We start from the raw sequence: 13,707 nt of genomic DNA on the forward strand, positions 1-13,707 counted from the left end.
GCAGGAATCGCTTTTGAAGAAATCAACAAACAGGTTTCTGAAGGGTTGAATAATTATGTGACTGAAAACAAATTGAGATTGGTCGGTCAGCCGGTTCCACAACCAGTTGATGCAATGGATCACAACGCAGAATCACTTTCTGTTGGTTTTGAAGTTGGGTACGAACCTGAATTTACGATTGATTTAGCAAAATATGAAGCTCCTCATTTTAAAGTAGAAGCTTCTGAAAAAGAAATCAACCAAAGTATCGAGAATATGCAAAAGCGTTTCGCTGAGCAGGTTCCTCAAGATGCGATCGCTGATGATTCTACAGTTGCTTTAGAAATTAGTCAGGTAATTGAAGAAGGGGCAGAAGGAGAACATAACCACGCGCCGAAAAATATCAGCATTGATATCGCTAGAAAAGCAGCTTTCGAATTGGTGAAATCTTTGAAAAAAGACGAATCAGTAAAAGTTTCTAAAGCCGATTTAGAGAAAAACGAAGAGTTGGCGAAAGAATTAAGTTTCAGCAAAGAAGAAGTAGAACATTTACACCACGACCAGATCGAGGTGAAAGTAAAAGATTTCTTCGGATTAAACTTAGCAGAATTAAACCAAGAGTTATTCGACAAAGTTTACGGTGAAGGAACGATCAAGACTGAAGAAGAATTGAAAGACAAAGTAAAAGCTGAATTGGATGAGTATTTCCAACAGAATGCTGATGTTCATTTCGTAAATAAAGTATTGGCTGAGATCAACGAAAAAGAAGAAGTTAAACTTCCGGAAACGTTCTTGATCAAATGGTTAATGTTCAGCAATGAGCAAGTAACTTCTGAAGCACAGGCAAAAGAAATCTTAGAAGCAGAAAAAAATCAGTTGAAATATCAGATCCTTGAAGGAAAATTGATGAACGACAACGAGATCACTTTAGATTATGCAGACGTTTTAGGACAAGCCGAGCAGTTGGTTCGTAATCAATTAGCGATGTACGGAATTCACCACTTACCGGATGAAGAAGTACAGAAATATGCTGCTGATATGTTGAAAGATCAAGAGCAGGTTCGTCAGATCTCTTCTGAAGTTGGAATGGCTAAATTGAAAGATGTAATTTTAGAAAAAGCAACTAAAAAAGAAACCAAAATTTCTCATGATGAGTTTTTGGAAGAATTGAAAAAGTAATTTTTTCTCAATAAATACTAGATCCGTTTCGTTCAATCGAAACGGATTTTTTTATTTGAATTCTAAACACGAATTACTGTAATGGTTTCATAAATCACTCCAATTTAAAGCTGTTTGCAATCATTTCAAAGTTCCAGGCATTATCACATTTTTTAGTGAACTTCGTGTTAATTGATTGAAGTTATTTGTGTTTAAAAGAGATTTTGTGATTTTAAATTGTAACCTTTCAGCTATTTCATCGACTACTTTAGTACAATTTAAATAATTTTATTTTTAATCTTATTAAATAATATGAAGAAAGTTTTATTATCGTTCACTGTGCTTTTCATGGCATTGGGGACAACATTCGCCCAAAACATTCCCGTAGATCCTGCCGTTAGGACAGGAACACTATCCAACGGAATGAAGTATTACATCAAAAAAAATACGAAACCAGAAAAGAAAGTCGAATTTCGACTGGCGATCAATGTGGGTTCTATTTTAGAAGATGATAATCAAAGAGGTCTGGCTCACTTTATGGAGCACATGAACTTCAATGGTACCAAGAATTTCCCAGACAATAAACTGGTAGATTTTCTACAATCCATCGGAGTTAAATTTGGTCAGCATTTAAATGCGTACACCAGTTTTGACGAAACGGTTTATATGTTACCAGTTCCTTTAGATAAACCAGGAAATCTTGACGCAGGATTAAAGGTGATGGAAGACTGGGCTTTTAACGCCACTTTAAGCGATGCTGAAATCAATAAAGAAAGAGGTGTTGTTCTAGAAGAACTTCGCAACGGTTTAGGACCGGACAAAAGAATGATGGACCAGTATCTACCGAAATATTTATACAAATCTCATTACGCAGACCGTTTGCCAATTGGTAAAAAAGAAATTCTGGAAAACTTCAAACCAGATGTCATCCGTAAATTCCATAAAGACTGGTACCGTCCGAACTTGATGGCTTTGGTAGTTGTGGGAGATATTAATGTTGATGAGGTTGAGAAGAAAATTAAAGCCAACTTTAGTTCTTACAAAAACCCTACGAACGAACGAGCAAGACAGACTTTTGATTTACCGAATCACAAAGAAACTTTGGTAGCGATTGAAAGCGATCCAGATGCAACCAATTCCCGTGTACAGTTCATCATGAAAGATGCTGGTAAAGCAGAACCAGATACTACAGTTCCTCAGTACAACCAAAGTATGGTTAAAGGTTTAGCGGCAACAATGATCAACAACCGTTTGATGGAAATGGTAAATTCTAATAATCCACCTTTTACGTATGGAGTGGTTTATCATGGCGGCACTTATGCCAGAGGTAAAGAGGCATTTCAGGGAATGGCTGTTACCAAAGATGGAAAACAGGTAGATGCGTTGAAAGTTCTTTTAGAAGAAGTTGAAAGAGCCAGTAAATTTGGATTTACGGCGATTGAGTTGGAAAGAGCGAAATCTCAAATCCTTTCCAATTTGGAGAAAACCTACAACAATCGCGACAAAACTGAAAGCGAAATGCTGGTAGGTGAATATGTGAACAGTTTTTTACAGAGCGAACCGATTCCTGGAATTACTTGGGAATACAACCAAACGAAATCTTATTTGCCTTCTATCAATTTGGAGCAAGTGAACAACATTGTTAAAAATTATGTAAAAGATGACAGCCAGGTGATCGTGATCACAGGTCCGAAAAAAGACGGATTGGTTCAGCCAACTGAAAACCAGGTTTTGAAAGCGATGCAGGAAGTGAAATTGGCGAAGTTAACTCCTTACCAGGAAAAAGCCAGTATTGCGAGTTTGTTGAAACCCTTCAAATCAACTGGAAAAATTGTTAAAACAGAAACAGATTCTAAATTAGGAACTACGACTTTAACTTTAAATAACGGCGTAAAAGTTACCTATAAGAAAACAGATTTTAAAGAAGACGAGATCGTATTTACAGCCAGAAGTTTGGGCGGAAGTTCACTGGCTTCTGATGCGGATTATGTGAAAACTCAATTTGTATTTCCAGCGCTTGCTGAAGCAGGAGTAAATGGATATTCGAAAACTGAAATCACCAATTATCTTGCAGGAAAACAAGTGAGCGTTTCTCCATTCATCGGAAATTTAACCGAAGGAGTTAATGGTAGAACAACAGCTAAAGATTTAGGAACTGCTATGGAATTAATCTATTCTTACTTCACCGGTTTGAATAATGATCCCGCATCGTTCACGGCTTACAAAGAAAAGCAATCTGCAGTGACGGCCAATTTGCTTTCTAATCCGCAGTTTTACTTTTCTAATGAATACTCGAAATTCTTAAATCAGAAAAATCCAAGGTTTACGAATGTTGTTCCATTAGCAGAAGACTGGGCGAAAGCCGATTATAAAAATGCGTACGACATTTACAAACAAAGATTTAGCAACGCTGGAAACTTCCATTTCTACTTTGTTGGAAATCTTGATGAAAATCAATTGAAAGAATATGCAACTCAGTATTTAGGAAGCCTTCCTTCGACTGGAAAAGCGAGCTCTTTCAAAGACAGTGGTTACCGTTCTGTAACCGGAACTTTTAATAAAGTGTACAAAAAAGGAAAAGATCCTAAAAGTTTGGTGGTGATCAGTTATGCTGGCGAAGCACCTTATAATGAAAAAGAAGATCTAGCCTTGAGTGCTTTAGGTCAGGTGGCAACGATCAAAGTAATTGAGAAACTTCGTGAAGAAGAAAGCGGAATTTACAGTGGTGGCGCTAGAGGAGGAATGGTTAAAGTTCCTTATGGGATGTACCAGTTCAGTCTTCAATTCCCATGTGGTCCCGAAAACGCTGAAAAACTGACGAAAAGTGCGATCGCTGAACTTCAAAAATATATTGATAAAGGACCAGAACAAAAAGATCTGGATAAATTTAAAGAAGGAGAATTAAACGATGATAGAGGTAATTTGAAAGATAACGGCTATTGGTTATCGAACATTTCAAAATATCAGTTAGAAGGTGGCGACCGTTATGAAATCTTAAATTATGAAACGAAGTTAAAAGGGCTTACCGTTAAAGATCTTCAAAATGTTGCTAAGAAATATTTATCAAAAGATAGAATTGTAGCGACCTTAATGCCAGAGGATGGCTGGGAAGCGAATGTGAAAAAAGAAGAAACAACCGCAACTTCACCAGCAGCAATTTCTCCTCAACAGGTAATTGATACTTATGTTGCCGCAATTGGTGGAAAAGCTAAATTAGAAGCCGTGAAATCCATCAAATCAAATGCGAACATGATGATGGGCGGAATGGAAATTAAAGTGACTGAAAAGAAAATGGGTAACAAATCCAAAGCAACTCAAAGTGTGATGGGTCAGGAATCTGTTACCGTATTTGATGGTGAAAAAGGATATGCAATGCAAGGTGGCCAGAAAATGGACCTTCCGGCTGCGGCAACTGACAAGATGAAAGATGCAAAATTATTTAATGCTTTATCAATGAAGGCTGCAGATTATACTTCGGTTACGAAAGGTGCAGTAGATGGCAAAGAAGCTTTTATTCTTGAAGGTAAAGATGGAAAATCTTACTTTGATATGAGCTCTGGATTATTAGTAAAATCGACTTCACCACAAGGTGACATGATGATTACAGAATACATGACCGTTGACGGAATTAAAGTTCCGAAAGCGATGAAGATTTCTGCCATGGGACAAAATATCGATATGACCGTAACGGAATTTGTTTTGAACAAAGACGTTTCCGACGCTGACTTTAAATAAGTAAAGTATTTATAAAGTAAATCCGTCTCGCAGAAATGCGAGACGGATTTTTTTATTGTTTTAAAGTTTTTTATCTTTTAAAAAGGAAACGCTAATAACTAAAAGATTCTATATTTTCATTTTTAATGAGGTAAGATTCTAAGACTTCAATCTGTTGATTATTGATGTGGAGATCGAGCGTAACGAAAAGAAATTCACCTTCTTTTTCCAGTGCAATTTCGTAAGCAACTTTGCAAACTTTTTTGATATCGTTGAGAATGATTTTCTTTTGATTAACTGCTGAAACTGGCATTTTAAATCTCAAAATTTTATTGTGATGATAATGAACAAACTGGCTGGTGAAAAACTTAGCGACGTAAATCACAATCAAGGCACAGATCAAAAAGGTAAAAGCGATATAGATTTCACCAAATCCAATTGACATTCCGATGGCGGCTGCAATCCAGATAATTCCCGCCGTAGTTAAACCGTAAACGCTGAAACCTTCTTTGAAAATAACTCCGGCACCCAAGAATCCGATTCCGCTTACGATGTAACTTGCAACCCTTGTCGGATCGCCGGTTCCCGCTAATTTGTAAGAAATAATGGAAAACAGGGTAGAACCCAAACAGATAATGGTAATCGTTTTAAGACCTGCAGATTTATCTTTCATTTCCCGCTCCAATCCCAGGATTAATCCAGCGGCCAGGGAAATAAATGCTTTATAAACATCTAAAAGTTCAAAGTGTTCCGACATATTGATTAAAGTTAATTAATTTTTAAGAACCGTATTCAATTTTCCATTCATCGGCCGCCTCACACAATGTTTTGTACCATTCTTCACCGTATTTTCTGATGAGTGGAGTTTTTACAAATTTATAAATAGGAACTTTCAATTCTTTTCCTAACGCGCAAGCATCGCTGCATATTTCCCACTTATGATAATTCAGCGCGGTGAAAGTTCTGTACTCATCAATACGAATAGGATAAAGGTGACATGAGATCGGTTTCTGCCAATCTACGGCGCCATCTTCGTAGGCTTTTTCAATTCCACATTTGGTAATTCCTTTTTCGTCAAAAATCACGTAAGCACATTCTTTTCCTTCAACCATCGGCGTTACATAATCATTATCGCTCGGATCCAAAACCCAGGTTCCCTGTCGTTCGATGGCTTCTACACCTTCTGGTCTAAGATAGGGCTTTACCTGATCGAAAATTCTTTCGAGTATCAATGTTTCATCTTTATCTAAGGGGGCTCCTACATCACCTTCAACGCAGCAGGCGCCTTTGCATTTGCTCAGGTTACATACGAATTCCTCAGAAAAGATATCTTCAGAAATTAATTTATCGTCAATTTGAATCATGTTGTTGTATTAAAAGAAATTAAAATAAGTAGAAAGTTTAAATGCAAGCAGCGAGAAAATGATCAGCCATAAACCGACTTCCTGCTTCCAGTATTTTTTAGAAAACCGAAGCATTCTGCTAATGATGATCGAGGTTGGTAAGGCCAGTAAAATTAAATATTCATAATTGTTTCCCATATAGAGAACAATCGTAATTAATTGCGCCAAAGAGAATACCAATAGAAAAGTATATTTAAATCTGCTGGTCGGACTTTTTTTATTAAAGTTTTTAAAATGATCCATCACCGAATGGATCAGTAAAATAGCAACTGGAATCAGTAATAAAAGATTGTCATAATGGTTTTGAGTTTTAAATCCGGTGAAAGGGAAGTAGGCCGGATTCCAGGAATTCATATTTAAAAAATAGGAGAGACCCAAATAGGAAAGTGCTACCAATAGAATTCCAAAAAACAATCTGAATGTATGCAAACCGACTCTGTTCGAAGTTCCGATAATATGGAAAATAACGAAAATAAACATGGGCCAGGTAGTCGGCAAAAAGATAAAATTAAGCGCCAATATAGAACCTACTAAAATATAGGAATAGTTACGAACAGAAATATTATCGCTCGTTAAAAGTAAAATGATGATCGAATTGGTGAAAAGCGAAACTGCAATTCCGATATCTAAATCTCCGGGATAAAGTGCGAAAACCAAGGCCGTATAGAGAAAAAGCGGTAAATGAGTTTGATAATTTAACGCAATTGCATTAAAACAGAAGTATCCCAGCGCAACTCCCGCAAAAGTAACGGCTGCTGAAACAAGTTCTAAAGTGTTGAAATCTAAGAAGTTAAAACTAATTACAATTAAAAGAAGAATCCCAATGTACACCGGAACTGAAAATATATTGCTTTCTTTTGAAAGTAATCGAAACATTTTTTATAAATTTGTGCAAAGTTAATTTAAAAAAGGAAAATAATGACGTCTTTCTGGTTATTCTTAAGTAGTGTGTTCAAATGGTCTTTCGGTTTTTTTGAAGCCGCAGGAAATGTTGTCAACTGGATCTTATTCTTCGCTGCAACAGCTATTTTTTGCTATTGGGTGTATGTTTTATATACTACTTTAGGTGGTAATAAAGACAAGGAGTATTTCTCTCCAACCGAAGGTCATCATCCTTATTATGACCCGAAAATTCATAGAAAAGAAAGTAAATAATTGATATCCGATTTACAATAAAAATCCCGAAATTTCTACAATTTCGGGATTTTCTGTATGTCTATTTTTATTTTAATGAATAGGAATAACTAATACCGGAATCGGTGAACGGCGGGTTAACTCTTTCGTTAAACTTCCTACAAAAACGTCGTACATATTGCTGCGTCCGTGAGAACCCATTACAATATATCCTGCGTCTTTATCTTTCGCATATTCTAGAATAACATCTCCTGCAACACCTTGTTTCAGCAAGTGCTCGCAATCAACTTCCTGGGCAATGATTCGCTGCTCAATCGTATTCAATTGAACCAATTCTTGTTTAATTTCGTTTTGTTCAATTTCGGGGAAATACTGAAATCCCATATCACCAATCGCGAAGCCGATATCGGAAGGTGCCACGTGAATGAGGCAAATTTTCCCGTTGGTTTCCTTAGCGAATTTTATCGCTCCCTGGACTAATTTTTCAGTAGCGTCTTCCGAAAAATCTACAGGTAAAATAATGTTTGTCATGATCTTAAATTTTGTTTCCTAAAGTTACAGCTATTTATTGACATCTTCAAGCGAGATCTTACTGAATTCGCAAGTCAAAGACTTTTTGATCTTCCAGAAAAGCTTCTAAAAGATCGTTCTCTGAAACTTTGCCAACTCCTTTCGGCGTTCCAGTGAAAATTAAATCACCAACCCGCAACGTAAAGTATTGAGATACAAATGCAATGATTTTTTGTGGTGAGAAAATCATTAAAGACGTATTTCCATTCTGAACTTTTTCCTTGTTTTTCATTAAAGAAAAGTTGATATTTTTCATATCGAAATCTTCTTTATTATAAAACTCAGAGACAACCGCGCTGCCATCAAAACCTTTGGACAATTCCCAGGGAAGTCCTTTTGCTTTCAATTCGCTCTGTAAATCTCTGGCCGTAAAATCGATTCCCAAACCGATTTCGTCGTAATACTTATCAGCATTTTCCTCCTGAATGTATTTTCCACCTTTCGATATTTTCAACACGACTTCCAGTTCATAATGAACGTCATTTGAAAATTCTGGAATGTAGAAATCGCTTCCTTTTTTCAGAACTGCCGTGTCGGGTTTCATAAAGATTACAGGACTATCCGGGATTTCATTTCCGAGTTCCCGAGCGTGTTCTGCGTAATTTCTACCGATGCAAATGATTTTCATTTTAATAATATATTAAGTTCCTGGTTGAGTAAGCATATTTCTTTCCATTTAAATAAGTCGTTCTTTCCGTCCAATTTTGCTTTTTGTCGTAACTGTAAACAAATTCGTAAGAAGCTAAAGCTTTTTGTCTGAGCGTCTGAGTCGTCTTTACGGGATCACAATTTTTATTTAAAATATTTTCGGTGATCATATCTCCGAAATTTTCTTTGATTAATTCATAGCACTTTTGGTTAAAGACGGTATAAATTCTAATCTCTTCGATATTTCCATCAGGAGCAGTTATCTTATCGTATGAGCGAACGATTCTGTTTTGTTGATCATATTGATAAATTCCGGTGGTCTGCTCTTTACCATTTTTATTATAAAAGTTTTGATAAGTGGTTTCTAAGTTTTTATTTTGAATATACTTTGATGTTTTTACTACTTTATCATTGTTCATCATCGTAATTACGACCACTGAATCCTTTGGATATTCAAAAGTAGAAGTACCTGAAGATTCTTTAATTAAAGTAGGTAGTCCTTTTTCATTCCAGACTATTTCCCTTGAAGCTACTGTAATTACAGGATTTCCAAAGTTACTTTTATAATTTTTTGTGGCAATAAGTTTCCCTTTTTTATTAAAAGAATAATGCGTGATTCTTTTATATTGTCGTGCGCTATCACTTTTTGAAAAGAATTGCTCTGTAGCCGTGCTTTCTTTAACTTTATTTGTAAATCCGAGTCTGTTCCAATCGTTTCCCGTCATATATCTAAATTGACCCGAAGACAAATTAAATATACAAATCAGTAAAACAACTAGAGTTTTCATCTTAGAATTTGCTTCTTAATTGAATTCCTGTTAAAACTTTCTTGGTGTAAAGCGGGAAATCAGCATTTTGAATCCAACCGTAATAACCCAGATCTTTCTGGAAAACTTCTTTTACTCTTTGACCTTTATATTTTCCGAAAGTGAAAGTTTCTTTTTCCTCTTTGTCAAAAGCGATAAATCCAGCTAAATCTGCAAATTTATGGTGAGAAGAAATTTCACTTAAACTGGCGATGTCGTTTGGAAGTTCGTCGTAATGTCCAACTTGTGCATCGAGAACTTCGAAGGTTGCCAGAACATCTGCTTCTGCAGAATGCGCATTGATCAATTCTTTTTTACAATAAAACTGATAAGCAGCTGTCAAATTTCTTGGTTCCATTTTATGAAAAATGGTTTGGGCATCGACCAATTTGAATTTGCTTAGATCGAAATCTAATCCTGCTCTTAATAATTCTTCGGCCAAAAGTGGCACATCAAAACGGTTAGAATTAAAACCTCCTAAATCTGTTCCAGCGATCATGTCCATGACTTTCGAGGCAATTTCTTTAAAGGTTGGCGCGTCTTTCACTCTTTCATCCGTAATTCCATGGATCGCAGAAGTTTCTGCGGGAATCGGCCTCTCAGGATTTACCAGCCAGGTTTTGCTTTCCCGTGAAGCATCAGGATTGACTTTCAAGATTGAAATTTCTACGATTCTGTCTTTTGCAACCTGAGTTCCGGTTGTTTCTAAATCAAAAACACAAAGGGGTTTATGGAGTTTTAAATTCATTTAATTTTATATTTTTATTTCGACAATTGTTTTTGAGAAATCACAGATATCACCATATAATATAACATCGCTAAAGGAATTCCGACTGTTTTAAAGATGATTAAGAGTAGAATAACCCCGATTAGTAAAGCGACCTTAGGATAATTATCTTCCAGTTTCATCGATTTGAATTTCAAAGAGATCATTTTGATCGGACTTACCAAAAGCCAGGAAGAAATAATAGTGATCAACAGTAATATCAAAGGGTTTTCAAACAGAACTTTAAAACTTTCTGTTTCTAAAAAAGCATAATACAAACCGAAAAGTAAAATCGTATTTGACGGTGTATTTAATCCTTTAAAATAATAAGTCTGCTCATCATCTAAATTAAAAATTGCCAATCTCAAACATGAAAATAAAGTAACAAAAAGTCCAAGATATTTAATTTCAAAAGGAAGTTCCATTCCCAACAACTGATTTCCAAAAGGCTCTAAAGCTTTGTACATCACGATTCCCGGTAACAAGCCGAAACTCACCATATCAGCCAGCGAATCCAATTGAACACCCAGTTCAGAATTTGATTTCATGGCGCGGGCGACAAATCCATCTAAGAAATCTAAGACTAAAGATAGAATAATACAGATCGCAGTAGTTTGATAATCACCATTAATTAAATGGATGACCCCAACACTTCCAGAAAATAAATTCGCAAGTGTGAAGGCATTTGCGAGGTTGTTTTTAATAAAGTTCATAAATACAAAAGTAAGGTTTTTATTAAAATTAAATTCCAGCTTTTTGGAATACCATCACCTGTTTATTAAAGTTCTAAAATAATGTAAATTTGCAGCACTAATTTCAACTTATTATTAATGAAAGAATTTAGATTACAGGAAATTGTTGCTCTACTTTACCGAATATTTCTCGCCTTTTTTTTCTATCAGATCGCGCGTCTGCTTTTTTGGTTTTTCAATAAAAATTTAATTCCCGTTGATAGCATTTCAGAATATCTAAATCTGGCATATCATGGAATTGCCTTTGATACGACAGCGATTTTTTATGTGAATTCGCTCTTCATTTTGTTGAGTATCATTCCGATTGTTATTAATACCAAGAAAGTTTATCAGAAGTTTTTATTTTATCTCTATTTCATAACCAATGGAATTTCTTACGGAATGAATTTCGGAGATTTCGTTTATTTCAAATTTTCTCAGGCGAGATTGACAACAGCTGCAATGAACGTGGCACAGCATGAAAGTAATGTTGGGAAAGTATTTTTACTGTCCATAATAGAACATCCTATGGTGATTGTTTGGTTTATTATTTTGATGGCTCTTTGGATCTTCCTTTATAAAAAAGTGAAAGTGAACTTTCAGAAACCCGTTAAATTAATTCCGTATTTTGTTTTTTCAGTGCTCACTTTATGTTTGACAGCTTTATTGGTTGTGGGCGGAATTCGGGGTGATTTTAAACATTCCACCCGTCCGATTAATCTGGTTGATGCGAACAGACATGTTACCAAACCAGCGCAAGCGAATGTAGTGTTGAACAGTGTGTTTTCTTTTTTCAGAACGATGAATACCAATAATTTTCAGGAAGTTCATTTCGTAGATGAAAAGTTTATTGATGAAAATATTCATCCTTATAAATTATACACTCGTGAAGAAGTGGAGCCAAAACCGAATATCGTTATTTTTATTCTAGAAAGTTTTGGCAAAGAATATTCGGGCGCTTTTAATAAAAATACCGATATTAAAAACTTCGTTTCCTACACGCCGTTCTTCGATAGTTTAGCCACCAAAAGTCTCATTGCAACAAATGCTTTTGCCAACGGACGACAATCAATTCATGGCATGAGTTCTATTTTAGCAGGAATTCCGACCTTGAAAGATGCTTTTACGAGTTCACCTTATTCGAATCAAAAAATCCAGTCGATTGTTTCTATTTCTAATGATATGGGTTACGACACTTCATTCTTTCATGGTGCACCAAATGGTTCGATGGGCTTTTTAGGATTTGGAAATATTTTAGGTTTTAAACATTATTATGGAAAAACAGAATATAATAATGATGCTGATTTCGATGGAATTTGGGGGATCTGGGACGAACCGTTTTTCCAATATTTTGCGAAAACTTTAAATCAAAAGAAAAGTCTTTTTATGGCGACTTTGTTTTCCGTTTCTTCTCATCATCCTTTTAAAGTTCCGGAAAAGTATCAGGGTCAATTTAAAAAAGGACCGCTTGAAATTCATGAACCCATTGGTTACACCGATTATGCTTTGAAACAGTTTTTTAAAACAGCGGAGAAAATGCCATGGTTTAACAACACGATATTTGTTCTGGTATCCGATCATACCAATCAGGTTGGCTATCCTGAATATGAAAAATCAATCAACAGATTTTCCGTTCCTATCCTGTTTTATTCGCCAAATCCGAAATATAACTTAAAAGGAGAAGTAACAGAACCTGCACAACAGATGGATATTTATCCGACTTTAGTAGATTTAATGGGTTACAATAAAAAGATCAGAAGTTGGGGAAGAAGTTTAGTTTCCGATAAGAAGGAAGATTATATGATCATAAATTCTGATTCTATCAATGAACAGTTTATGATTGGAAACTACATTTACCTATTCAATGGAAAAGAAGTAACTGGGATTTATACTATTGATGATAGAGGTTTAGAGAAAAACCTGCTTAATAAGGTGGATAACCCAGAGATCCAAAAAGGAATTCTTTTAAGTAAAGCTTGGTATCAGGATTATATGAACAGAGTGATCAATCGTAAATTAAATTAAAATCAGAATTTAAATTAAACCGTTGCTTAATAATTAATATTTTGGCAGTACTTTTGCCTCTTATGATATGAATAGTTAAATATTTGGTGTTTAACTTTTTTTAATTACTTTTATCAAACTAAAAATTAAAACAATTTTAAAATGAAAAAAATACTTTTCAGTTTTGCTGCATTATTATTTGCGACACTTTCTTATGCTCAAATCGAAGGGAAATGGAAAACCATCGATGATGAAACCGGACAGGCTAAATCGATTGTAGAAATAACCAAAAAATCGGATGGTAAATACTATGGTAAGGTGGTTCAACTCTTAATCAAACCTGCGCAGGCAAATTGTACAGAGTGTAAAGACGACCGTAAAAACAAACCAATCTTAGGAATGGAAGTGGTTCGTGGAATGAAAAAAGACGGTTCTGAATTCTCTGGGGGAACGATTACCGATCCAAAAACAGGAAAAACTTATAAATGTAACATCACCCGTAATGGTGACAAGTTGAATGTAAGAGGTTATGTAGGATTCTCTTTGATCGGAAGAACGCAAACATGGCAAGCAGTTAAATAAGTTTTTAAAACATAAACTTGATAAAAAGCATCTTTTCGAAGATGCTTTTTTAGTATAATCATATACGGTACTTACCGAAAAAATCTTACTTTTGTACTTTAATTTTTTAATAAATCATGAAGGAATATACTTTTAGAGAAGTGATTGCACAGGCAATGAGTGAAGAGATGCGAAAAGATGAGTCCATTTTCTTAATGGGTGAAGAAGTTGCA

General features: G+C 35.3%; 13 protein-coding genes. 5 read left to right on the forward strand and 8 right to left on the reverse strand.

What is annotated here, in order from left to right:
- Nucleotides 1-1,158 (forward strand): trigger factor (locus ACEYOS_RS12170; RefSeq protein WP_373797585.1); only part of this gene is annotated, 1,158 nt, incomplete at its 5' end.
- A 291-nt stretch (nt 1,159-1,449) separates the two neighbouring features.
- Nucleotides 1,450-4,872 carry a M16 family metallopeptidase gene (locus ACEYOS_RS12175; protein WP_373709928.1) on the forward strand — a complete coding sequence of 1,141 codons (3,423 nt, stop codon included), beginning with the start codon at nt 1,450-1,452 and terminating at the stop codon, nt 4,870-4,872.
- 91 nt (nt 4,873-4,963) lie between these two features.
- Here ACEYOS_RS12175 and ACEYOS_RS12180 read toward each other — a convergent pair whose 3' ends face one another.
- The 3 genes from ACEYOS_RS12180 to ACEYOS_RS12190 are packed head-to-tail and all read right to left on the reverse strand — an operon-like array spanning nt 4,964 to nt 7,130.
- Entirely contained in the window at nt 4,964-5,608 is a 645-nt protein-coding gene (locus tag ACEYOS_RS12180; RefSeq protein WP_373709929.1) for an MgtC/SapB family protein, read from the reverse strand.
- Nucleotides 5,609-5,630: 22 nt separating this feature from the next.
- Entirely contained in the window at nt 5,631-6,215 is a 585-nt protein-coding gene (locus ACEYOS_RS12185) for a DUF3109 family protein (RefSeq protein ID WP_373709930.1), read from the reverse strand.
- A 9-nt stretch (nt 6,216-6,224) separates the two neighbouring features.
- Nucleotides 6,225-7,130 (reverse strand): DUF6427 family protein, encoded by a 906-nt coding sequence (locus tag ACEYOS_RS12190; RefSeq protein ID WP_373709931.1) that lies wholly within the window; start codon nt 7,128-7,130, stop codon nt 6,225-6,227.
- 42 nt (nt 7,131-7,172) lie between these two features.
- Between ACEYOS_RS12190 and ACEYOS_RS12195 the strand changes: the two genes are divergently transcribed.
- On the forward strand, nt 7,173-7,409 hold the full coding sequence (locus ACEYOS_RS12195; RefSeq protein WP_373707701.1) for a hypothetical protein: 237 nt from the start codon (nt 7,173-7,175) through the stop codon (nt 7,407-7,409).
- Nucleotides 7,410-7,481: 72 nt separating this feature from the next.
- Here ACEYOS_RS12195 and ACEYOS_RS12200 read toward each other — a convergent pair whose 3' ends face one another.
- Genes ACEYOS_RS12200 through ACEYOS_RS12220 form a run of 5 tightly spaced genes read right to left on the reverse strand, consistent with a single transcriptional unit; the run spans nt 7,482 to nt 10,891 of the window.
- Nucleotides 7,482-7,919 (reverse strand): universal stress protein, encoded by a 438-nt coding sequence (locus ACEYOS_RS12200; RefSeq protein WP_373707700.1) that lies wholly within the window; start codon nt 7,917-7,919, stop codon nt 7,482-7,484.
- A gap of 58 nt (nt 7,920-7,977) precedes the next feature.
- Entirely contained in the window at nt 7,978-8,586 is a 609-nt protein-coding gene (locus tag ACEYOS_RS12205) for a fumarylacetoacetate hydrolase family protein (RefSeq protein WP_373707699.1), read from the reverse strand.
- A 1-nt stretch (nt 8,587) separates the two neighbouring features.
- A complete protein-coding gene (locus tag ACEYOS_RS12210) occupies nt 8,588-9,394 on the reverse strand; it encodes a hypothetical protein (RefSeq protein WP_373707698.1) in 807 nt (268 codons plus the stop codon).
- 1 nt (nt 9,395) lies between these two features.
- Nucleotides 9,396-10,160 (reverse strand): exonuclease domain-containing protein, encoded by a 765-nt coding sequence (locus tag ACEYOS_RS12215; protein WP_373707697.1) that lies wholly within the window; start codon nt 10,158-10,160, stop codon nt 9,396-9,398.
- Nucleotides 10,161-10,174: 14 nt separating this feature from the next.
- Nucleotides 10,175-10,891 (reverse strand): phosphatidylcholine/phosphatidylserine synthase, encoded by a 717-nt coding sequence (locus tag ACEYOS_RS12220; RefSeq protein ID WP_373707696.1) that lies wholly within the window; start codon nt 10,889-10,891, stop codon nt 10,175-10,177.
- Nucleotides 10,892-11,008: 117 nt separating this feature from the next.
- On the opposite strand from ACEYOS_RS12220, the gene ACEYOS_RS12225 reads away from it, so the two are divergent.
- Both ACEYOS_RS12225 and ACEYOS_RS12230 read left to right on the forward strand, forming a co-directional pair.
- Nucleotides 11,009-12,934, forward strand: coding sequence for an LTA synthase family protein (locus ACEYOS_RS12225; RefSeq protein ID WP_373707695.1), 1,926 nt, complete (start codon nt 11,009-11,011; stop codon nt 12,932-12,934).
- A gap of 141 nt (nt 12,935-13,075) precedes the next feature.
- Nucleotides 13,076-13,495, forward strand: a complete 420-nt coding sequence (locus ACEYOS_RS12230; RefSeq protein ID WP_373707694.1) for a DUF2147 domain-containing protein — start codon at nt 13,076-13,078, stop codon at nt 13,493-13,495.
- Nucleotides 13,496-13,707 lie beyond the last annotated feature (212 nt).

The organism is Kaistella sp., from assembly GCF_041824135.1.
Classification (GTDB): Bacteria; Bacteroidota; Bacteroidia; order Flavobacteriales; family Weeksellaceae; genus Kaistella.

What these genes read in the sequence shown, in the direction of transcription:
- ACEYOS_RS12230 (WP_373707694.1), top strand. Translation starts at nt 13,076, where the DNA reads ATGAAAAAAATACTTTTCAGTTTTGCTGCATTATTATTTGCGACACTT.
- ACEYOS_RS12205 (WP_373707699.1), bottom strand. Translation starts at nt 8,586, where the DNA reads ATGAAAATCATTTGCATCGGTAGAAATTACGCAGAACACGCTCGGGAA.
- ACEYOS_RS12220 (WP_373707696.1), bottom strand. Translation starts at nt 10,891, where the DNA reads ATGAACTTTATTAAAAACAACCTCGCAAATGCCTTCACACTTGCGAAT.
- ACEYOS_RS12190 (WP_373709931.1), bottom strand. Translation starts at nt 7,130, where the DNA reads ATGTTTCGATTACTTTCAAAAGAAAGCAATATATTTTCAGTTCCGGTG.
- ACEYOS_RS12215 (WP_373707697.1), bottom strand. Translation starts at nt 10,160, where the DNA reads ATGAATTTAAAACTCCATAAACCCCTTTGTGTTTTTGATTTAGAAACA.
- ACEYOS_RS12225 (WP_373707695.1), top strand. Translation starts at nt 11,009, where the DNA reads ATGAAAGAATTTAGATTACAGGAAATTGTTGCTCTACTTTACCGAATA.
- ACEYOS_RS12200 (WP_373707700.1), bottom strand. Translation starts at nt 7,919, where the DNA reads ATGACAAACATTATTTTACCTGTAGATTTTTCGGAAGACGCTACTGAA.
- ACEYOS_RS12210 (WP_373707698.1), bottom strand. Translation starts at nt 9,394, where the DNA reads ATGAAAACTCTAGTTGTTTTACTGATTTGTATATTTAATTTGTCTTCG.
- ACEYOS_RS12185 (WP_373709930.1), bottom strand. Translation starts at nt 6,215, where the DNA reads ATGATTCAAATTGACGATAAATTAATTTCTGAAGATATCTTTTCTGAG.
- ACEYOS_RS12175 (WP_373709928.1), top strand. Translation starts at nt 1,450, where the DNA reads ATGAAGAAAGTTTTATTATCGTTCACTGTGCTTTTCATGGCATTGGGG.
- ACEYOS_RS12195 (WP_373707701.1), top strand. Translation starts at nt 7,173, where the DNA reads ATGACGTCTTTCTGGTTATTCTTAAGTAGTGTGTTCAAATGGTCTTTC.
- ACEYOS_RS12180 (WP_373709929.1), bottom strand. Translation starts at nt 5,608, where the DNA reads ATGTCGGAACACTTTGAACTTTTAGATGTTTATAAAGCATTTATTTCC.